At 69.8% G+C, this 21,066-nt stretch carries 17 protein-coding genes and 2 pseudogenes; 3 read left to right on the forward strand and 16 right to left on the reverse strand.

From position 1 onward, the window contains the following. Positions 1–148: 148 nt before the first annotated feature. The 5 genes from ABTX62_RS16505 to betA all read right to left on the reverse strand — a co-directional run bounded on the left by ABTX62_RS16505 (position 149) and on the right by betA (position 7,567). Positions 149–1,120, reverse strand: coding sequence for an ABC transporter substrate-binding protein (locus ABTX62_RS16505; RefSeq protein ID WP_352116813.1), 972 nt, complete (start codon positions 1,118–1,120; stop codon positions 149–151). Between the two features lie 13 nt (positions 1,121–1,133). Beyond that, positions 1,134–3,134 carry an ABC transporter permease gene (locus ABTX62_RS16510; protein WP_352116814.1) on the reverse strand — a complete coding sequence of 667 codons (2,001 nt, stop codon included), beginning with the start codon at positions 3,132–3,134 and terminating at the stop codon, positions 1,134–1,136. Beyond that, positions 3,134–4,222, reverse strand: coding sequence for a quaternary amine ABC transporter ATP-binding protein (locus ABTX62_RS16515; protein ID WP_352116815.1), 1,089 nt, complete (start codon positions 4,220–4,222; stop codon positions 3,134–3,136). Before ABTX62_RS16515 ends, ABTX62_RS16510 begins: the two co-directional genes overlap by 1 nt. Positions 4,223–4,242: 20 nt before the next feature. Next, entirely contained in the window at positions 4,243–5,712 is a 1,470-nt protein-coding gene (locus ABTX62_RS16520) for an aldehyde dehydrogenase family protein (protein ID WP_352116816.1), read from the reverse strand. Between the two features lie 196 nt (positions 5,713–5,908). After that, positions 5,909–7,567, reverse strand: coding sequence for a choline dehydrogenase (betA, locus tag ABTX62_RS16525; protein ID WP_352116817.1), 1,659 nt, complete (start codon positions 7,565–7,567; stop codon positions 5,909–5,911). Between the two features lie 208 nt (positions 7,568–7,775). Between betA and ABTX62_RS16530 the strand changes: the two genes are divergently transcribed. After that, positions 7,776–8,522, forward strand: coding sequence for an IclR family transcriptional regulator (locus ABTX62_RS16530; RefSeq protein WP_283972973.1), 747 nt, complete (start codon positions 7,776–7,778; stop codon positions 8,520–8,522). Positions 8,523–8,582: 60 nt separating this feature from the next. Here the strand turns inward: ABTX62_RS16530 and ABTX62_RS16535 are convergent, their stop codons facing one another. The 7 genes and pseudogenes from ABTX62_RS16535 to ABTX62_RS16565 form a co-directional block, all read right to left on the reverse strand. Beyond that, positions 8,583–9,713 (reverse strand): aromatic ring-hydroxylating oxygenase subunit alpha, encoded by a 1,131-nt coding sequence (locus tag ABTX62_RS16535; RefSeq protein WP_352116818.1) that lies wholly within the window; start codon positions 9,711–9,713, stop codon positions 8,583–8,585. A 130-nt stretch (positions 9,714–9,843) separates the two neighbouring features. Beyond that, positions 9,844–11,010, reverse strand: a complete 1,167-nt coding sequence (locus ABTX62_RS16540) for an NAD(P)/FAD-dependent oxidoreductase (protein ID WP_352116819.1) — start codon at positions 11,008–11,010, stop codon at positions 9,844–9,846. Further along, complete coding sequence (locus ABTX62_RS16545) at positions 11,007–11,369, reverse strand: bifunctional 3-phenylpropionate/cinnamic acid dioxygenase ferredoxin subunit (protein WP_283972939.1); 363 nt, start codon at positions 11,367–11,369, stop codon at positions 11,007–11,009. The genes ABTX62_RS16540 and ABTX62_RS16545 overlap by 4 nt, the downstream gene beginning before the upstream one ends. A gap of 168 nt (positions 11,370–11,537) precedes the next feature. Continuing rightward, positions 11,538–12,449 (reverse strand): dihydropteroate synthase, encoded by a 912-nt coding sequence (gene folP, locus ABTX62_RS16550; protein WP_502997963.1) that lies wholly within the window; start codon positions 12,447–12,449, stop codon positions 11,538–11,540. Between the two features lie 122 nt (positions 12,450–12,571). Further along, positions 12,572–12,902 (reverse strand): annotated as a pseudogene (locus ABTX62_RS16555) (chorismate-binding protein); the annotation flags it as partial. A gap of 177 nt (positions 12,903–13,079) precedes the next feature. Then, positions 13,080–13,715, reverse strand: coding sequence for an MBL fold metallo-hydrolase (locus ABTX62_RS16560; RefSeq protein ID WP_352116820.1), 636 nt, complete (start codon positions 13,713–13,715; stop codon positions 13,080–13,082). Further along, entirely contained in the window at positions 13,715–14,800 is a 1,086-nt protein-coding gene (locus ABTX62_RS16565; protein ID WP_352116821.1) for an S-(hydroxymethyl)mycothiol dehydrogenase, read from the reverse strand. The genes ABTX62_RS16560 and ABTX62_RS16565 overlap by 1 nt, the downstream gene beginning before the upstream one ends. 415 nt (positions 14,801–15,215) lie before the next feature. On the opposite strand from ABTX62_RS16565, the pseudogene ABTX62_RS16570 reads away from it, so the two are divergent. Further along, positions 15,216–15,888 (forward strand): annotated as a pseudogene (locus tag ABTX62_RS16570) (aldehyde dehydrogenase family protein); the annotation flags it as partial. A gap of 13 nt (positions 15,889–15,901) precedes the next feature. Beyond that, on the forward strand, positions 15,902–17,266 hold the full coding sequence (locus ABTX62_RS16575) for a pyridoxal phosphate-dependent decarboxylase family protein (protein ID WP_352116822.1): 1,365 nt from the start codon (positions 15,902–15,904) through the stop codon (positions 17,264–17,266). Here ABTX62_RS16575 and ABTX62_RS16580 read toward each other — a convergent pair. From ABTX62_RS16580 to ABTX62_RS16595, 4 genes are all read right to left on the reverse strand, one after another. Further along, positions 17,261–17,704 carry an SDR family NAD(P)-dependent oxidoreductase gene (locus tag ABTX62_RS16580; RefSeq protein ID WP_352116823.1) on the reverse strand — a complete coding sequence of 148 codons (444 nt, stop codon included), beginning with the start codon at positions 17,702–17,704 and terminating at the stop codon, positions 17,261–17,263. The two genes, ABTX62_RS16575 and ABTX62_RS16580, sit on opposite strands and share 6 nt — an antisense overlap. Before the next feature lie 108 nt (positions 17,705–17,812). Then, positions 17,813–19,279: a DUF6351 family protein gene (locus ABTX62_RS16585; protein ID WP_502997964.1), complete on the reverse strand. Its 1,467-nt coding sequence runs from the start codon at positions 19,277–19,279 to the stop codon at positions 17,813–17,815. Between the two features lie 64 nt (positions 19,280–19,343). After that, positions 19,344–19,673: a DUF4387 domain-containing protein gene (locus tag ABTX62_RS16590; protein WP_352116824.1), complete on the reverse strand. Its 330-nt coding sequence runs from the start codon at positions 19,671–19,673 to the stop codon at positions 19,344–19,346. Further along, on the reverse strand, positions 19,666–21,063 hold the full coding sequence (locus ABTX62_RS16595) for an acyclic terpene utilization AtuA family protein (protein WP_352116825.1): 1,398 nt from the start codon (positions 21,061–21,063) through the stop codon (positions 19,666–19,668). Before ABTX62_RS16595 ends, ABTX62_RS16590 begins: the two co-directional genes overlap by 8 nt. Positions 21,064–21,066 lie beyond the last annotated feature (3 nt).

The following is a 21,066-nucleotide window of genomic DNA, read 5'->3' on the forward strand; positions in this document are numbered from 1 at the left end:
CGCGGACAGGCGTGTCAAGGGGTCCGAGACGCCGGAAAAACCCCCGGAAACCCCAGGGCGGAACCACCGGAAAACGACAAGGCCCGGCAGGCTGAGGACACAGCCTGCCGGGCCTTGCCGGCGGGGTTCACCAGGGCGGTCGTGAGCCCTACTTGATCCAGGCGTCGACCTTGTCGCGGTTGGCCTCGACCCACTTCTTCGCCGCTGCCTCGGGCGACATCTTGTCCACCGCGATGTACTTGGCGACGGTGTTCTGGTCGTCGTTCGTCCAGGTGAAGTTCTTCACCAGGTCATAGGCCGGGCTGCCCGACTCGGCGAACTTCGCGCTGACGATCTTGTCGAGTTCGTACACCGGGTAGTCGCACGCGACCTTCTCGGTGTCGGCGTCGCAACCTTCCTTGTACTCGGGCAGGCTGACCTTCTTCAGCGGCACCTCGGACAGGAACCACTGGGGCTCGTAGAAGTAGCCGATCACCCATTTCTTGTTCTTCTCGGCGTTGCGGAACGCCTGGATGAGCGCGGTCTCGCTGCCCGCGTACACCACCTTGAAGTCGAGCTTGAGGTTCTTCACCAGCGCCCCGTCGTTGGTGACGAACGACGGGTCGCCGTCGAGGAGCTGCCCCTTACCGCCCGACTCCGAGGTCTTGAACTTCGACGCGTACTTGTTCAGGTTCTTCCAGTCGGTGATGTCCGGGTGCGCCTTCGCCAGCCACGGCGGCACGTACCAGCCGATGAGGCCCTTGTTGCCGGTCGGCCCCGCGTTGACGGCGGTCTTCTGCTCGTCAATGTACTTCTTCTTCAGATCGTCGTGGCCCCAGTTCTCGACGACGGCGTCGACCTCGCCCGTCCCGAAGCCCTGCCAGGCGATCTCCTCCTTCAGGTTCTTCTTCTCGACCTTGCAGCCGAGGTCGTGCTCGGCCACGTAGGCGAGGACCGCCGCGTTCGCCTCGTAGCCCACCCAGGGATTGATCGCGAGATTGAAGGTGCTGCACTTGCCCGAGCTGCCCGAGCTGCTTGAACCGCCCGCGCTGTCGTCGCCGACCTTGGCGCCGCCGCAAGCCGTGAGGGTGAGGCCGAGAACGGCCAGGCCGGCCGCGCCGGCTCTCCAGTGTCGTGCCATGATGTGGTGCTCCTTATGTACCGGCGCGGCGAGCCGCTGCCTGTGTGATCCGGTCGAACATGACTCCGAGCAGGACGATGGCGAGTCCGGCCGCGAGTCCCTTGCCGTACAGCTGTCCCTGCGAGAAGCCGGCCACCACGTCGTAGCCGAGCGCCCCCGCGCCCACCAGGCCGCCCACGACGACCATGGACAGCACATAGATCAGGCCCTGGTTGGTCGCGAGGGTCAGGGCGCCCCGCGACATGGGCAGTTGGACCTTGGTGATGATCTGCCAGGTGTTGCACCCGGTGGACGTCGCCGCCTCGACGGTGGTCGCGGGCACGGCCCGCACCCCGTCGGCGATGATCTTGATGGCGACCGGCGCAGCGTAGACGACGGCGGCGACGATGGCCGTGAACCGTGTCGCGCCGAACAGCGCCAGGAACGGCACGAGATAGACGAACGGCGGCATGACCTGGGCCGCGTCCAGGGTGGGCCGGACCAGTCGGTCCACCAGCGCACGGCGTCCCATCCACACCCCGACCACGACGCCGAGCAGCATCACCAGCACCGTCGCCACGGCGGTGGAGGCCAGTGTCGTCATGGCGTCCGACCAAAGACCCGTGCCCACCAGCAGGCCCACGCACACGACGGTGGTGACCGAGGCGCGCAGGCCGCCGAGCACCGCGCCGACCGCGACGAGGACCGCGCCGACGAGCCACCACGGGGAGTCGGTCAGCAGGGTCTGGAACGGGTTGAGCAGACCGTTGGTGAGAGCGTCGCGGAAGGCGTTGGTCAGGCCCGACAGGTTGTCCTGCGCCCAGGTGGTCACGTCGGCCGCCGCCCTGGAGACGGCGCTGCCGACTCGGCCCTCGCCGGGGAACTCGGCCGCCCACAGGTAGGTGTGCGACAGATACACCAGCACCAGTGCCACCACTCCCCCGGCTGCCAGCAGGTGGCGCCTCCACTTGAGGAAGGGACCGCCCGAACCCCGGGCCGTCTCCGCCCGTCCGCTCGCCGCGGTGGTGACCCGGTCCAGCACGATGGCCAGGACGACGATGGCCAGACCGGCGTTGAAGGCCGTGCCGACGTCCAGCGACTGCAGGGCCTGGATGACGGTCGCGCCAAGACCGGGCGCGTTGATCAGGGCGGCGATGGTCACCATGGCCAGGGCGGCCATGATGGTCTGGTTGATGCCCATCACCACGGTCCGCTTGGACATCGGCAGCAGGACCTTCAGCAGCGTCTGCCGCCGCGTCGCGCCCATCGAGTCCGCCGCCTCGACCGTGGCCTGTGGTACGGAGCGGATGGCGTGCGCGGTGATGCGGATCGCCGGTGGTGCCGCGTAGATCGTGGTGGCGATCGTGGCGGAGGCGGGACCGATCAGGAAGAACAGGGTCAGCGGCGCCAGATAGACGAAGGTCGGCATCGTCTGCATGAAGTCCAGGAACGGCGTCACGATCCGGTTGACCCGGTCCGACAACCCGGCCCACACGCCCAGCGGGATGGCGAACAGCAGCGCCACGCAGACCGCCGAGAGGGTCAGCGCCAGGGTGTCCATGCTCTCCTGCCAGAGGCCCTGCAGGCCGAGGAAGGTGAAGCCGGCCACGGCCAGCAGCGCCACCCGCCAGTTGCCCACGGCCCAGGAGACGTAGCCGACGACGCCGACGACACCGAGCCAGCCGATCTGCGGCACCGGGCGGCCCGGGGTCGGCTGTGAGATCAGATCCTGCACGAAGGTCACCAGGGTGTCGATGACCAGGCGGATCTCGTTGAAGAAGTAGAGGAAGAGCGGGTTGGAGTTGCGGTTGGCTCCGATCGAGTCGTTGACGTCGTTGAACCACCGGTGCAGATCGGTCAGGTCGGCCGCGGCCAGGGACAGCGTGTGCCTGCCGCGCAGCACGGCGAAGAGCACCAGCCAGACGAGCAGGATCCCGGCCACCACCACGCCACGGTTGACCGTGCGCACGCGCCGGGCGGGAGCGGGCGGCTCAACGGTCCCGGTCTTCTCCGGTTTCTCGATCGCGACGGTCATCACGCGTCGCCTTCCTGCCCGGCGACCACCGCGAGGATCTCCTCGTCGCCGACGATGCCGAGCAGCTTGCCGTCCTCCACCACCTTGACCGGCTTCTCGGCCGCGAGCACCACCCGGGTGGCCTCCTTCACCACGACGTCCGGGCCGAGCTCGGGACCGTCCAGGGGATCGTCGGGCTCCGCCGGGCGCATGATCCACCGCAGGGTCAGTACGTCACCGCGGGGCACGTCCCGGACGAAGTCGCGTACGTAGTCGTCAGCGGGGGCGCCGACCAGTTCGTCGCCGGTGCCGCACTGGACCATCCTGCCGTCGCGCATGATGAGGATGCGGTCACCCAGCCGCAGCGCCTCCGACAGATCGTGGGTGATGAACACCATCGTCTTGCCGACCTCGTGATGCAGCCGGACGACCTCGTTCTGCATGTCACGGCGGATCAGCGGGTCGAGCGCGGAGAACGGCTCGTCGAAGAGGAGTACGTCCGGGTCGCCGGCCAGGGCCCGGGCGAGACCCACGCGTTGCTGCATTCCGCCGGAGAGCTGGTCGGGGTAGGAGCTCTCGTACCCGGAGAGCCCGACGAGTTCGACGACTTCCAGCGCCCGTCTCGTGCGCTCGGCCCGGCTCATGCCGCGGATCTCCAGCCCGAACGCCACGTTCTCGACGACCCGGCGGTGCGGCAGCAGCCCGAAGTGCTGGAAGACCATGGAGAACTTGCTGCGGCGCAGTTCGCGCAGGCGGCCCGCGTCCGCGTCGCGGATGTCCTCGCCCTCGAAGAGGATCTCGCCGGCGGTGGGTTCGATGAGCCGGGTCAGACAGCGCACCAGGGTGGACTTGCCCGAGCCGGACAGACCCATGACGACGAAGACCTCGCCGGGCGAGACCTCGAAGTCCACGTCGCGCACGGCGGCGGTGCATCCGGTGCGGTCCATCAGTTCGCGGCGGGTGAGCCCGCGCAGTTCCTCGGAACCCGGTACCTGGGCCGCCTTCGGCCCGAACACCTTCCACAGCTCGCGTACGGATATGACCGGGTCGGGTGCCGAGTCCTGGGGCGTGACGCGCCGCTGCGGCACCTCGGTCGTTGCTGGGGTCATGTTCGACCTCTTTTCGGCGTTCAGCCGCGGAACCAGTGCTGCGGCCGGGGTTGGATGTTCTGCCAGATGTGTTTGGGTTCCCGGTACTCGTCCAGGCCGGTCGGGCCCAGCTCCCGGCCCACGCCGGAGTACCCGAACCCGCCCCATTCCGCCTGTGGCACATAGGGGTGGTAGTCGTTGATCCACACCGTGCCGTGGCGCAGCCGGCGGGCGACCCGCTGGGCCTTCCCGGCGTCCTGCGTCCAGACGGCGCCGGCGAGTCCGTACTCGGTGTCGTTGGCGATGCGGACGGCGTCGTCCTCACCGGTGAAGCGCTCCACGGTGAGCACGGGCCCGAAGGACTCCTCGTGCACCACCCGCATGTCCTGACCGCACTCGTCGAGCACGGTGGGCGGGTAGTAGTGGCCGTCGGCCAGCGCCGGGTCGTCGGGGCGTTGACCACCGCAGCGCAGGACGGCGCCCTCGGCGAGTCCGGCCGCGACGTACGCCTCGACCTTCGCCAGGTGCTGCGCGGAGATCAGCGGGCCGGTGTCGGCCCGCTGGTCGAAGGGGCCGCCGAGCCGGATCCGCCGGGCGCGGCGGACCACCTCGTCGACGAACCGGTCGTGCAGCGAGTCCTCGACGATCAGCCGGGCGCCGGCCGAGCAGACCTGGCCGGAATGCAGGAAGACGGCCGTGAGCGCGAAGTCCACGGCCGTCTCGAAGTCGGCGTCGGCGAAGACGACGTTGGGATTCTTGCCGCCGAGTTCCAGCGCGACCTTCTTCACGGTCGCGGCGGCGGTGGCCATGATGCGTCTGCCGGTGTCCAGGCCGCCGGTGAAGGAGACCATGTCGACGGCGGGGTCCTCGGCGAGCGGTGCGCCCGCCTCGGGCCCGGTCCCCAGGACGAGGTTGGCGGCACCGGCCGGGAGCCCGGCCTCCTCCAGCGCCCTCATCAGCAGGATGGACGTCGAGGGGGTGAGCTCACTGGGCTTGAGGACGATCGTGTTGCCCGCGAGGAGAGCCGGAGCGACCTTCCAACTCGCTTGGAGCAGCGGGTAGTTCCAGGGGGTGATCAGTCCGCACACACCGATCGGCTCGTACACGACGCGGCTGACGGCGTCGTCGCGGCCGGTGTCGATCACCCGGCCGGCGTCGGTGCCGCCGAGCCCTCCGTAGTAGCGGAAGCAGGAGACGACGTCGGCGATGTCGTACTCGCTCTCCACCAGCCGCTTGCCGGTGTCCAGCGATTCGGCGCGGGCGACGGCGTCGGCGTCGCGTTCGAGGAGGTCGGCGGTGCGCAGGAGGAGCGCGCCGCGCTCACGCTCGGGGATGCGCGGCCAGGGCCCTTCGTCGAAGGCCCGGCGGGCCGCGGCGATGGCCGCCTCGGTGTCCGGACGGGCACCTTCGGACACGGTCGCGGAGAGGGTGCCGTCTGCGGGGCAGCGGATGTCCCGGTGGCCGCCGGCGACGGGATCCCGCCATGTTCCGTCCACGTACAGGTCTGCCAAATCGAGTGCCTTTCAAGCGTTCGCGTTGCGCATCGTGCACCGTATTGCTTGTGGTGGAACACTCTGTAGAAGGCCGCACCCCACGTCAAGGGGGTGACCGATGACGGTTTCGCCAAGAGGACGGTCACGGGGAGCCTACGCCAGCCAGCCCGGAACGCTTCGCGCCCGGGCCTGCCGACTGTCTGAAAAGTGCTGGTTACGACTGGGATCGGTGCCGGTAATACGCGGCATCGGACGGCGGCAGCGGGTCCTTTCCGAGGATGAGGTCGGCCGCCTTCTCCGCGATCATCATCACCGGCGCGTAAATGTTGCCGTTGGTGATGTAGGGCATCACCGACGCATCGACCACGCGTAGCCCTTCCACCCCGTGCACCCGCATGCTGGCCGGATCCACGACGGCCGTCTCGTCGGTGCCCATCTTGCAGGTGCAGGACGGGTGCAGCGCGGTCTCGGCGTCCTTGGCGACCCACGCGAGGATCTCCTCGTCGGTCTCGACGGACGGTCCCGGTGAGACCTCCCCGGCGTTGTAGGGGGCCATGGCGGGCTGGTTGAGCAGCTCGCGGGCGACTCTGACGGCCTCGACCCACTCGCGCCGGTCCTGCTCGGTGGACAGGTAGTTGAAGCGCAGCGCGGGGTGCTCGGCCGGATCCTTGCTCTTGATCTTCACCGAGCCGATGGCGTCGGAGTACATGGGTCCGACGTGCACCTGATAGCCGTGTCCGCCGGCGGGCACGGAGCCGTCGTAGCGGACCGCGATGGGGAGGAAGTGGAACATCAGGTTGGGGTAGGCCACGTCCTCGTTGCCGCGGACGAAGCCGCCCGCTTCGAAGTGGTTGGTCGCGGCGGGGCCCGTGCGGAAGAGCCACTGCAGGCCGATGAACGGGGCCCTCCACTTCGCGAGGTACGGCTGCATGGAGACGGGCTGCTTGCAGGCGTACTGGATGTACACCTCCAGGTGGTCCTGGAGGTTCTCGCCGACACCCGGCAGATCGTGTACGACGTCGATGCCGAGCGCGCGCAGTTCCTCCGCGTTGCCGACGCCCGAGAGCTGGAGCAGCTGCGGGGAGTTGATCGCACCTCCGCAGAGGATGACGTCGCGGGCGAGCACCCGCTGGGGTCTGCCGCGACCGCGCCGGTACTCGACGCCGACCGCCCGCTTGCCCTCGAAGAGGACGCGGGTGACCAGCGCCCGTGTCCTGACCGTGAGGTTGGGGCGCTTGCGCACCGGCTTCAGATAGGCCTGGGAGGCCGACAGACGGCGACCGCGATGGACATTGCGGTCAAACCTGGCGAAACCCTCTTGACGGTAGCCGTTCACGTCGTCGGTGGGCGCGTGGCCCGCCTCCTCGGTGGCCTTCAGGAAGGCCTGGAAAAGCGGATTGACCCCCGGGCCGCGTTCCAGCACGAGAGGGCCGTCGTGGCCGCGGAAATCGTCGTCGGGGTCGGCGGCGAGACAGTTCTCCATCCGCCGGAAGTACGGCAGGCAGTGCGCGTAGTCCCAGGCCTCCATGCCCGGGTCGGCCGCCCAGCGCTCGTAGTCCATGGGGTTGCCCCGCTGGAAAATCATTCCGTTGATGCTGCTGGAACCGCCCAGCACCTTGCCCCGCGCGTGATAGACGCGCCGGCCGCCCATGTGGGGCTCGGGCTCGGACTCGTACTTCCAGTCGTAGAACCGGCTGCCGATAGGGTAGGTCAGCGCGGCAGGCATGTGAATGAAGACGTCCCAGGGGTAGTCGGGCCTGCCCGCCTCAAGGACCAGCACCCGGTTGCCCGGATCCGCCGAGAGCCGGTTGGCCAGCGCACTGCCGGCCGATCCGCCGCCGACGATGACGAAGTCGTACTGCACGTGAGCCATGTTGTCTCGTCTCGCTCGCGCCGTTGAGAATGCGCGGCATGCTAGTACCCGTATCTCTATGTGCACCAGGTTGCGGACGACGCAACTTGGATGGAGTCGGCCCGACCCGCGTGATCTCGCCGCCGCGGGCTATGTTTACGGTGCGTATAGTTGCGTTGTGAGCAACTACGAGCCAGATACCGAAACGACAAGCGCGCCGACCGGCGGGGTGCAGTCCGTCGATCGCGCCATCACCGTGCTGGAGATCCTGGCCCGGCGTGGCGAGGCCGGTGTCAGCGAAGTGGCCGCTGAGATCGATGTCCACAAATCGACCGCGTTCCGGTTGCTGGGGGCTCTGGAGGTGCGCGGCCTGGTGGAGCAGGCAGGCGAGCGCGGTAAGTACCGCCTCGGTTTCGGCATCGTCCGCCTCGCCGGTGCGGTCACCGGACGCATCGACCTCACCCAGCAGAGCCGCCCGGTCTGCGAGCGTCTCGCCGAGGAGATCGGCGAGACCGTGAACGTCGCAGTGATGCAGGAGCAGTTCGCGATCAACCTGTACCAGGTGCGCGGTCCGGGTGCTGTCACGGCGTTCAACTGGGTCGGCCAACTGACGCCGCTGCACGCCACCTCCAGTGGCAAGATCCTGCTGGCGCACATGCCGGCGAAGGAGCGTGCCTCCCTGCTGTCGGCGACCGGGCTGAAGAAGGTGACCCCCCGCACCCTGACCGCGAGAACCAAGCTGGAGAAGAACCTGAGCGAGGCGCTCGAGCGTGGCTACTCCTGGACCCTGGAGGAGTTCGAGGTCGGCCTGCACGCCATGGCCGCCCCGGTCCGCAACCGGGACGGAGAGGTCATCGCGGCGATCAGTGCCTCCGGACCGGCGTACCGGCTCACCGAGGACCGCATGCACGCCCTCGCTCCGGTGCTGGTCAAGGGCGCGGACGAGATCAGCCACCGCATGGGCTACCTGGGCTGATCCCGCCCCGTCGTCCGGGACGGGCGCCCTCACATCAGGGCCCGGTCGGCCGGTGCGGCGCTACTGCGGCCGCCCGGCGCCCAGGCGCTTCTCGACGAAGGCGTGGAACTCGCCGATGTGATGCTCGCTGGGCACGAGCACGCCGCCCTTGGCGTACAGCCGAGAGCTCATCGCGGGCTGACAGCGCTCGCACGCGTCGAAGTCCTGCCGGTTGACCCGGTCGAAGAGTTCCACCGACCGGCTCACGTCCTTGCCGCTCTCGACGACGTGCTTGAGGTAGAGCCAGTCGCACTCGACGACGGTGCGATCCGCGGCGACCGGATACATCCGGTGGAAGATCACGTGGTCGGGTACGAGGTTGATGAACACCTGCGGCCGGACGGTGATGGCGTAGTAGCGGCGATCCTGGTCCGCGGTGACCCCTGGAATGCGGTCGAGGCCTTCGGAGCCGTCCACGGTGAAGCCCTTGATCCCGGAGCCGAACTCCGCGCCGTGTCCCACGTAGAACTGGGCGGCGTACCCGTCGGCGAACTCGGGGAGCACCTCGGTCAGCTCGGGGTGGATCGTCGCGCAGTGATAGCACTCCATGAAGTTCTCGACGATGAGCTTCCAGTTCGCCCGCACGTCGTAGACGATGCGTTTGCCGACTTCGAGGTTGTCGATGTCGTAGTGCTCGATCGAGTCCGTGTCGCCGAGCCGCGCGATGACGTCCCCCACGACCTCGTCGAAGGGGGGTGGTTTCTCCGCGAGGCACACCCACACGTAGCCGAGCCACTCCCGCGTGGCCACGGTCGCCAGTCCGTATGCGGTGCGGTCGATGTCGGGCATCTTGGTGAGGTTGGGCGCCGCGACCAGTTTGCCCGTCAGGTCGTATGTCCAGGCGTGATAGGGGCATTGGAAGGCGCGTTTGACCTCGCCGGTCTCCGCCGTGCAGAGCTTCGCGCCGCGGTGCCGGCAGATGTTGAAGAAGGCGCGCACGGAGTTGTCCCGTGCCCGGGTGATCAGGATGCTCTCGCGGCCCACCTCGACGGTCCGGAAGGCTCCGGGCCGGGCAAGGTCGGCGGAGCGGACGGCGCAGAACCACATCGCCTCGAAGATGTGTTCCTGTTCCTGGGCGAAGATGCCGGGGTCCGTGTAGGCGGAGCCGGGGAGGGTGGCGATCAGGCTGTCCGGCAGGCCGGTCGCGGTCACAGTGCACTCCTCGGGGGATCGTCGTAGATCGGGCATGCACGCGCCGGGAAGTGCGACACCGGACGTCGTCGGATGCGGAGCAGCGCGGCTCCACGCAACAGCTGCTGTGCGGGTGAGGCCTGTGCGCCCGTCAGGGCGTTCCGGCCGCCGCGAGATGCTTGCGCCAGCGCATGAACGGCCGCGGCTGGTTCATCCCGAGCACGGCGACGGGGTGTCCCCCGCGCCGGTAGACGGCCAGGACGTTGCGCTCGTCCGCGGTGCCTTCCTCGATCGTCACGCTGTCGGCGCGGGAGGCGTTGCCGGCGAACTGGATCTTCACACCGTACTGATCGGACCAGAAGTACGGCGGCCTCGGTACGCCCGGTTCGGACTCGCCCCAGGACAGCAGGGCGGCCACGGCCGCGTCGGGCCGCTCCCTGGCTCCGGTCCAGTGCTCGACACGGCGGTGGGTGCCGGCGCGCGGGTCGTACCAGGAGGCGCAGTCCCCGACCGCGACCACCCCGGCGAGGCTGGTACGGCCGTCCGCACCGCACTTGACACCGTCGTCGAGTTCGATGCCGGATCCGGCCAGCCATTCGACGCAGGGGCGGGCCCCGACCCCCACGACCACGATGTCGGCGGGGATGCTCCGGCCGTCCTCCATCAGGACGGCGTCGACGCGGTTCTCCCCGCTCAGCCCCTTCACGCCCACGCCGCACAACAGGCGTACGCCGTGGTCCGCGTGGAGGGCCGAGACGATGCGCCCCATGTCCGGGCCGAGCGGCCCGGCCAGGGCTGTGGGCGCCGCCTCGACGACGGTGACGTCGAGGCCGAGGGCGTGAGCGGTGGAGGCGACCTCGGCTCCGATGAAGCCGCCGCCTATCACGACCAGGCGTCCGCCCCGGGCCAGTTCGTCCCGCAGGGCGCGAGCGTCGTCGAGGGTGCGCAGCGTGTGCACGCCGGGCAGTCCGTCCATGCCGGGCAAGGTCCGGGCGGTGGCGCCGGTGGCGATGACGATGCCGTCGGCGCGCACCTCCCGGCCGTCGGTGAGCCGCACGGCGCGGGGCGCGGTGTCGAGGGCGGCGGCCCGGGCCCCGAGCAGCCACTCCGCCCGGAGGTCCTCGTCGTCCGGCTCCAGCGCGAGTTCGGCTTCGCCGATGCTGCCGGTCAGGAACTCTTTGGACAGGGGCGGCCTGTCGTACGGGCGATGTGTCTCGTCGCCGATGACGATCAGGCGGCCGTCGTAGCCTCGTTTGCGCAACGAGCGCGCCGCCGACAGACCGGCCAGCGACGCGCCGACCACGGCCACCGTTCTCACGCGACGCCCCCGGCGAGCCGGGCGGCGATGCAGGGAGGCAGGTTCGGGGCTGCCGTGGACAGCCGGACGTAGATCATGCCGTCCTCGACGAGGACCTCGTGCGTGCGCACCGGGAGCTTGGCCGGCGGGGCGTCGACGGCTCCGGTCTTGAGGTTGAACTTCGAGGCGTGCAAGGGGCATTCGACCTCGCAGCCCTCCAGCCAGCCGTCGGCGAGCGAGGCGTCCTGGTGGGTGCATGTGTCGTCGATGGCGAAGAGTTCGCCGTCGTCGGTGTGGAACACCGAGACCGGCGGGTCGATGTCGAGCCTGTGGGCCTCGCCTCGGGGCAGATCCACGAGACGGCACGCGGCAATCATCATGACACCTCGGTGCGTATAGCGAAACGGATTGCGGTGAACGCAACGCCAGTTTGAGGGCGCCCACAAACCCTTGTCAAGGAGTTCACTGGACACCGAATGCCCATCTTTTGCGTTGCCCCAGACGCAACGCTCAGCGTCATGAGAAACGCAGGTCGGCGCCGGGGACCGTCAGAACCGCGGCACGGGCGACAGCGTTCCGGCCGCTTCGAGACCCCACCGGGCCACCACGCGCACCGCGTCGGCCGTCGAGGCCACGTCATGGACGCGCACGCACCAGGCACCCTGCGCCGCGGCCAGGACCGACACCGCGGCGGTGGCCGCGTCCCGCAGGTGCGCCGGGCGGGGCCGACCGGTCTCCGGGTCCGCCAGGAGGTCTCCCAGGAAGGACTTCCGCGCCGCACCCACCAGAACCGGCCGGCCGAGTGCGGAAACCTCCCGGAGACGGCCGAGCAGCCGCCAGTTGTGTTCGGAGTGCTTGGCGAACCCGAGACCCGGGTCGACCACCAGACAGTCCGCCGGGACCCCGGCGTCCAAGGCCGCCTCGACTCTCGACCGCAACTCGTCGACCACGTCGGTGACGACGTCGTCGTACACGGCGTTCGCCTGCATGCCCGCGGAGTGCCCGCGCCAGTGCATGAGCACGTAGGGCGTACCGGCCCGCGCCATCAGCGGCAGCATGGCCGGATCGGCGAGCCCTCCGGAGACGTCGTTGACGAGGGCGGCGCCGGCCTCGACGGCGTGCGCGGCGACCTCGGCCCGCATGGTGTCGACGCTGACCGTCGCACCGGCGGCGGCGAGTGCACGGACGACCGGCAGCACGCGCCGCAGCTCCTCCTCGACGGCCGGGCGCGCGGCACCGGGGCGGGTCGACTCACCGCCCACGTCCAGGATGTCCGCGCCCTCGTCGAGCAGCGCCAGGCCGTGCGCGACGGCCCGTTCCGGGTCGAACCACCGCCCGCCGTCGGAGAACGAGTCGGGCGTCACGTTCACGATGCCCATCACCAGGGTCCGGTCGAGGCGGGGAAGACCTGGCGGATGGAGCACGGGAGCCACCTGACCGGGCCGGGCGGCGGTACTCACGCGTCTCGGTGCGGGTCGGCGTGGGGACGTGCGGGAATCTCCATGAGCCTGTCGACCTCGTTGCAAATAGAGGAACAACGTGCGATATGAGCAACGAGTCTGGGGACGGCGGCACGACACTGTCAAGCCTGCTGGAAGGCGCGGGCATCCCGGTACGGACCGGACGCCGGAGAGAGCGAACGAGCGGCCTTCGGCTCGGTCTCCTCCCGCTCCCCGGTGGGCTCGGGCCCCCAGGTGATGCCGGCGCCCGTTCCGAAGCGCAGCACCGGTTCCCGCCGGGTCGGCCCGGTCGATCCGAAAAGTGCGGACGCCCACGGCCAGTTCACCGGTCCCCCGGACGGCGTCGACCCAGCCGACGGCACGGCGGTGGGGGCCGCGTGGCCGGCACTCCAGGGCGTCGTTGCTGCGCAGTGCATCGGACTTGGGCGCGCCGGTCATGGAGCCCGGCGGGAACGGCCCGCCGAAGCGGGCCATCGGGGCGGGAGCGTAGACGGCGGTTCGTCCACAGGCCGACGAGGCGGGGGCCCTCGGTCATGACGGTGGTCGCCGGCCGGGGCCGCTGTCCGTGCACGGGTCTCGTTCGAGGAGACGTGGGTGCACGTGACCGTCCCGGCCGGCCTGGGGCCTGTGTCACCAGCCGCGGGCGGCCCACTCCTCCAGGTGCGGCGCTTCCGCCGCGACGGTCGTGGTATCGCCGTGTCCCGTGTGGACGACCGTCTCACCCGGGAGGGTCAGCAGCCGGTCACCGATGGAGCCGATGATCGTGCCGAAGTCGCTGTACGAACGCCCGGTCGCGCCGGGCCCTCCGGCGAACAGCGTGTCGCCGCTGAACAGCGCGCCCAGGTCCGGTGCGTACAGGCACACGGCGCCCGGAGCGTGTCCGGGCGTGTGGAGGACCCGCAGGCCGACGCCCGCCACCGTGAGCTCGTCACCGTCCGCGAGGGGCCTGTCGGGTCGCCGGCCGGGATGGACCATCTTCCACAGCACCTGGTCGTCAGGGTGCAGGAGGATGGGCGCGCCCGTGGCCAGCGCGAGGTCCGGCGCGGCGCGCACATGGTCGTCGTGGGCGTGGGTGCAGACGACGGCCGACAGACGCCGGTCCCCGACGGCCTCCAGGACGGCGTCGGAGTCGTGCGCCGCGTCGATGACGAGCACCTCGTCGTCGTCACCGATGATCCAGACGTTGTTGTCGACGTCCCAGGTGCCGCCGTCGAGGCTGAAGGTCCCGCTGGTGACGAGGTGTTCGATCCGGGGTGCGCCGGCCATCACAGCACCACCACCGAGCGCAGCACGTCGCCGTGGTGCATCTTCTCGAACGCCTCCTCCACGTCGCCGAGGCCGATGGTCTCGGAGACGAAGGCGTCCAGGTCGAAACGGCCTCCCAGATACAGGTCGATGAGGGCCGGGAAGTCGCGCGAGGGCAGGCAGTCGCCGTACCAGCTGGACTTCAGCGCACCACCCCGCCCGAAGACGTCGAGCAGGGGCAGCTCCACCTTCATCTCCGGGGTGGGCACGCCGACCAGCACGACCGTGCCGGCCAGGTCTCGGGCATAGAAGGCCTGCCGGTAGGTCTCGGGGCGGCCGACGGCCTCGACGACGACGTCCGCGCCGAAGCCGCCCGTCAGCTCGCGCACTGCTTCCACCACGTCGTCCTTCGCCCCGTCGACCGTGTGGGTCGCGCCCATGGTCATGGCCCGGTCCAGCTTGCGCCGGTCGATGTCGACGGCGATGACCTTGCTCGCTCCGGCGAGCCTCGCACCCGCGACGGCGGCCATGCCGACGCCTCCGCAGCCGATGACGGCGACGGAGTCGCCCCGGCCGACGGCGCCGGTGTTCACGGCCGCGCCGAAGCCCGCCATGACGCCGCACCCGAGCAACCCGGCCGCGGCCGCCGGGGCCGCCGGATCCACCTTGGTGCACTGCCCGGCCGCGACCAGCGTCTTCTCCGCGAACGCGCCGATGCCGAGGGCGGGCGAGAGGGGGGTGCCGTCGAGCAGTGTCATGGGCTGTGTGGCGTTGTGGGTCGCGAAGCAGTACCAGGGCTTGCCCTTGCTGCATGCCCGGCACTGGCCGCACACCGCCCGCCAGTTGAGGATCACGAAGTCGCCGGGCTCGACACCGGTGACACCCTCTCCTACCGCTTCGACGCGGCCCGCCGCCTCGTGCCCCAGAAGGAAGGGGAACTCGTCGTTGATGCCGCCCTCGCGGTAGTGGAGATCGGTATGACAGACGCCGCACGCCTCGACGTCGACCAGCGCCTCGCCCGGACCCGGGTCGGGGACGACGATCGTTTCGACGGTGACCGGTGCGCCCTTCTTGCGGGCGACGACGGCACGAACCTCGTGGGCCATGAGCTGCTCCTCAAGCAGGAAACTCTCGCGAGCGCGTTGCCTCATCCGCTACACGCACCGCTATGCGCAACCGAGCATCGCGGAGGGGAACGCCGAGGGTCAAGGGCTCGGCGCCAACCGGGCCGACTCGGCCGGATCCTTCGACGCGAGGAACCGCGCCTTTACGGCTGGGACCGGCTGCGGCGGTCCGTCACCCAAGACATGACCTGGCAGCTCACTCTCTACGTCGGTGCGGTGACGGGAGCTCCCTCCCCAGGGTGGCTCGGCCTGCACCCCGGTCGCCGACCAGGACGCCGGCTCCGCGCCGGCAGGGCGACCCTTTCTCAACGTTTACAGTCAAATAAAGTGCTCCACCCCTTGACGCCCCGGCGGCCTGCGCTATCTATTTGGGCCCAAATGAAATGGAGGTGGGGACATGACCCGTGAGCCCCAAGCCGCTCTCCTCGCCGGGGTGGCAGTCGACACCCGGCACTGGATCGGCGGCGAGCGTGTCGCCTCGACCGAGACGTTCGCCGACATCTCGCCGCTCGACGGCGGCGTACTGGGTGAGATCTCCCGGGGCACCACGACGGAGGCTGCCGCCTCGGTGGCCGCCGCGAAGGCCGCGTTCCCCGGCTGGGCCGCCACCCTCGCAGGCCGAGCGCGCACGGGTCCTGCACGTGATCGCCGAGGGCGTGGAGAAGCGGCTGAAGGACCTGTCGATCGTCGAGACGTGCGGCAACGGCCCCCTGCTCCGCTCCCACCGGCGCGGCGTGATGCCCCGCGTCGCGCACAACTTCCGCTTCTTCGCCGACTGGCCGCTGACTCTGGACCACGAGCACTTCCAGACCCGGGGCCGCACCGGCCACGTCAGCTGGGACCCGGCCGGCCCCTCAGTGCTGTTCACGCCGTGGAACGCCCCGCTGCTGCCGGCCACCTGGAAGGTCTCCCCCGACCTCGTCGCAGGCAACACGGTGGTCCTCAAGCCGGCCGAGTGGTCCCCCCTGACCGCCTCGCTGCCGACGGACATCGCCGCCGAGGCCGGTCTGCCCGCCGGGGTGCGGAATGTCGTGCGGGGCTACGGCTCCGAGTCGACACGCGCGATCACGGAGGAGTGACGAGATGGACCTGAACAAGTGGCTGGCCGCGGCGGTCGCGTCGAACGCCGAGTGGGCGAAGACCTTCGGCCCCTTCGACCCGCACCCGGCGCCGGCCGTCGACGACAGCCGGTTCGCCGCCGCGTTCGAGGTCTTCACCGAACGGCTGAAGGACAATTACCCGTTCTTCCACCCCCGCTACGCGGGCCAGATGCTGAAGCCGCCCCACCCGGCAGCCGTGGTCGGATACCTGACCGCCATGCTGATCAACCCCAACAACCACGCTCTGGACGGCGGGCCGGCCACAGCCGCGATGGAGCGTGAGGTCGTCCAGCAGCTGGCCACCATGTTCGGCTACGACACCCACCTCGGGCACCTGACCACCAGCGGCACCATCGCCAACCTCGAAGCGCTCTTCGTGGCCCGCGAACTGCACCCCGGCAAGGGCATCGCCTACAGCACCGAGGCCCACTACACCCACGGCCGGATGTGCGGCGTCCTCGGGATGGAGGGCTTCCCCGTCCCCACCGACGACCTCGGCCGCATGGATCTCGACGCGCTGGAGGAGCTGCTGCGCGGCGGCAAGGTCGGCACCGTCGTCCTCACCACCGGCACGACGGGGCTCGGCGCCATCGAGCCGGTCCACGAGGCACTGGCCCTGCGCGAGCGGTACGGCGTGCGCATACACGTCGACGCCGCCTACGGCGGATTCTTCACCCTGCTCGCCGGCGCCGACGGCCCCGAGGGCCTGCCCGCCGAGCCCTGGCGGGCCGTCGCCCAGGCCGACTCCATCGTGGTGGACCCGCACAAGCACGGGCTGCAGCCCTACGGCTGCGGTGCCGTCCTCTTCCGCGACCCCACGGTGGGCCGGTTCTACCTGCACGACTCGCCTTACACCTACTTCACCTCCGACGAACTGCACCTGGGCGAGATCAGCCTGGAATGCTCCCGCGCCGGCGCGTCCGCCGCCGCACTCTGGCTCACCTTCCAGCTGCTGCCTCCCACCCGCGACGGACTGGGCCAGGTCCTGGCGGCCGGCCGGCGGGCCGCCCTGCGCTCGGCCGAACTGATCGAGGGCTCCGAGCACCTCGAGCTCCACCAGCCCCCACAGCTCGACATCGTCAGCTACTTCCCCGTGACCGCCGGCCACACGCTGTCGCAGATCGACGCGGCCAGCAACCGGATCCTCCAGGAGGGCATGACCGACAGCCAGGACCCGGTCTTCCTCAGCACTCTCCGTGTAGGCGCCGAACGCTTCACCGCCCGTCACCCGAAGATCACCGCGGACACCGACGGTGCCCGGATCCTGCGCAGCGTGCTGATGAAGCCCGAATCCGAGACCTACGTCGAGCACCTTCACCAGCGTCTGGAGCAGCTCGCCCGTTCATGACCACTCGGGGCACCACCGGCTCACCGCGGCCCACCGACGGTGAACCGTAGGCCGGGCGCCCAGCCCTGATCGCACACGACGGCACGCCCCCTTCTCCGCGCCTGTCAGTCCTGCTCCGCCTCCGGCGACGAACTGCTGGACCCGGCACTCGCCCAACCCCGCCCCGGAGGCGAAGAGGCCGTGCCCGGCGTTGTTGACGACCGCGTCGATCGTGCCGAGCGCCTTGAAGGCGTCCGCTACGACCTGGTGGGCCTGCTCGGTGTGAGTGACGTCGAGCCGGGCCGGCCAGAGGCGCTCACCATACTGAGCACGCAGATCGTCCAGTACCTCGGGCCGACGTGCGGTGGCGGCGACCCGGTCGCCGCGAGCCGGCAGCCTCTCGGTGAGCAGACGCCCGAAACCCGAAGAAGTACCGGTGATGAACCATGTGGTTGGCATGGGGCTCCGTTCATCGGTGACAGCCACGACAGGAGTCCGCACTGCGCCGTGCCCGACCGTGGCTGACGCCGTGACCGCCCAGGTGACTTGCGGAACCGCTCGGCCGTTTCATGGTGCGATGCCCACACCCTCGATGCGGCTCCACGCCCGTTCCCGCGCCGCGGACATGGCGGGCCAGTGCAAGCCCCCGGGCCGGGGACGAACCCGGGAGGCGAACGGGGCGGGGCGGAAGGCCGGATCGTGGAAGCAGCCGCCACCATGGGCGGTGTCGAACGCGCTGCACGAACGCGCGATCGATCCAGGGGTGGGCTTCTTCCCGGTGCGCGCCCATGTGTCCAGTGCGGCGAGGGAGTTGGCGTACTCCGCGTTGCTGAGCGCCCTGTGCTCGCTCTCCTTCGTGAAGGTCTGGACGAGGTTCCCGCTTCGGCCTGCGGCCTGGACCGTCGCGCGGTAGGCCGCCTCGTGCTCGACGAACACCTGTGGGTCGTCGATCGCGTGCAGCGTGAGGACCGGCAGTGGGATTCGTCCGGTGAGGTCACTGTCGTAGGAGAGGTCGCGGCGCGCGGCGGGGTCCGCCGAGAAGCGGGACATACCGGCGTTGAGCGCCTTGTCGTCGTGCGACCCGTCATAGCGGACCCCACGGTTGCTGAAGGGGTTACGGCCGTCGAGCCGCTTGTGCACGATGTCCCGCAGGAGGAAGGCCGCATACTGCATGTTCGTGGCCAGTGAGTGTTCCGGAATGCGGGTGACGGACATGATGGCGTCGAGGTTGCGCTGCTGCCGCGCCGTCCGGTCGGCCGGTTCGGAGTCGATGCCGGTGCACTCCTGGAGTCGGGCGTGGACCTTGTCCGGTGTCATCGTGGAGTCGGCGGGCAGTCCTTGCCACAGCGGGTACTGCATCTCGGTGGGACGGGGCAGGTTGCGGCAGTAGTACTGGTAGACCAACCGCAGGTCCACGCGCGTGTCGTAGCCGCGCGAGCCGCCGGCCAGGAAGCCGTTGGTCAAGAGCACTCCGTCGTAGGCGCCAGGCTTCCCACCGTAGGTCTCGGCGGCCTTGGCGGCGACGTTGCCGCCCCAGGACTGGCCGTGGAGGTAGGTACGGTCGGGGCGGCCGAAGTGGCTGACGAACAGGCGGCGTACGTTCTCCGTGTCGGCGGCGGCCATCCTGACCCCGTAACCGCCGCGCCGGTACGAGGAACCCGCCCAGGCATAGCCCTCGTCGACCATCACCGCCCAGCGTTCCAGGTCCTCGGTGGGGGTGGACGCATCGTAGGAGAAGTCGGGACCGCCATGGGCGTGGACGACGAGGGAGCCGTTCCAGTGTTCGGGGACGGCCATGGTGTAGTAGGCGCCGTTGGCGTCCCGGCCGGTGTGGCACGTGGCCTTCTCCGCCAAGTGGCCCGGGCAGGTGGCGGCGGTGGGGTGCGGGGTGGCGGCCGGGGTGGCGGGCGCGGCGCCCACGGTACCCACGGCCGCGGCCGCGGCCGCGAGCAGTGCCGTCAGCTTTGCCGAGCGGCGTGCGCGGGCCCGGGGTCGGGCACGGGTAACCGGTTCGGGCACGGCAAGTGGGTTCAAGGGACTGCTCCTTCGGATGCTGGGTGGGGAGGGTGAGCCGGTGAAGTGCCGCGTCCGGGCGGTGTCAGGTGGCGGGCAGGGGCAGCACCGCCAACGGCACATGGTGCTGACCGGAGTGGACGTCACGGTCTCGCAGGGATGCCTGGCTGACAGGACGCGGGAAGGAGATCTTGACGACGTTCAGCGAGGGGATGCGGAACATCTGCACGTCGGCCTCGTCGATTCCGTAGAGCCGGGCGACGGTTCCCTCGTTGAGGAACGTCTCGTCGGCGGCGATGCGATAGCCGTCCGCGTCACGCATGAACAGCTCCATGGTGACCCAGAACGGTCCGGCGTTCTTGGACCGGACCTCGTACGCCAGGTCTCCCAGAGTGGTGGGGGTGGTCTCAGCCATGGTGGGGGACTTCCTCGATCGCGGTGCGGAACATGTCGGCGGGGGCGAGGGTGTCGACGACGTGGTTGAGTACGAACGCGTACGCCGGGCCGCGCTCGACCTCCGCCGGTGAGGTGGCGAACGCGAGGCTCGGCAGGTGGTCCATATCGGCCGTCGGCAGGTGCAGCATCAAGGGATTGGCGATTTTCGCGACGGCGGTGGCGGTGCTCTGGTCCGGTGCGTTGACGAGGAGCATGACTCCCACCTCGCGAGGCGGATCCGATGCGGGATCGAGATCCCCGAGGATGGCGTTGTACCCGTAGAGGCGCAGGTCGAAGGCGTACTTGTCCTCGCTCAGACCGATCGTCTGCTCCACCCTCTGTTTGATCATCGTGCGCATGAGATCGGCCCAGTCGTCGATGTTCGCCAGGATGTGCGGGTCCCGGATCGCGCTGAACGACATGGTCTCGTAGCCGGTGATCCGGGCGCCTTCGAGCTTGATGGTGTGCTGGTCGGCGACCTGGAACTGCGAACCCTCGACTCGCACCGTGCGCTCGTCCAGGGCCGAGTAGAGGGCGTCACGGACGTCCAGCGTCCCGTCCGGCTCCCGCATCTGAAACGGGTTCACCGTCTCGTACAGCATGTGGGCGGCGACCAGGATCGGCGTGCAGGCGACCGTCGGGTCGAGCGGCTCGATCGTGAAGCCGTCGGCGTCGATCGTGGCCAGCACCCCGCCCGCGCGCGGATCGCTGGTGCACTGCCCACCGCACTCGATGATTTTCGCCGCGTGCCAGGACGGCCCGGCGGGCATCCCCTTCATCAGCGGATAGGCGGCGGCGATGGCGGTGTCCGTGGCGCGGCCGGCGAGCACGACCTGTGCCCCGGCCTCGAGGGCGGCGACGATCGGCTCGTGCCCCATGGCGCCGACGATGTGCGTGCAGCTCCGCAGCGTTTCCGGCTCCAGTTCGCCCCGTGGGGGCAGGGCGTGGATCCGCCCCTCGGCCAGGCGCTCCAGGAGCGCGCCGGTGTCCTGCTCGCTGTAGATGCGCGCCACCCGCAGCCGGAGTCCCTCGGCCGTCAGGATGTCGGCGACGATGCCGGTGACCCAGTCGACACCGGCATCGGTTCCGCTGGTGCCGCACGAGCCCACGATCAGTGGAATTCCGGCGCCGGCCGCGGCCTTCAGCAGTACACGAAGGTCACGGGCGACCGCAGCCCGGGTGGTCTTGGGCTGTGACGCGCCGAGATAGTAGGGACCGGAGTCGGTGCTGCCCCCGTCGACGGAGATGACATCGGCGCCGAGCGCCAGGCCTCGCTCGATCGTGGCCTCGGGAAAGCCGGCTCCGAGCATGCCGGTCGGTGCCAGGACCTTGACCTGGTGGAGCCGTTCGTTTTCCGTTTCGTTCTCCATGTT

The sequence above is a fragment of the Streptomyces sp. NPDC096046 genome (genome assembly GCF_040303285.1).
Taxonomy (GTDB): domain Bacteria; phylum Actinomycetota; class Actinomycetes; order Streptomycetales; family Streptomycetaceae; genus Streptomyces.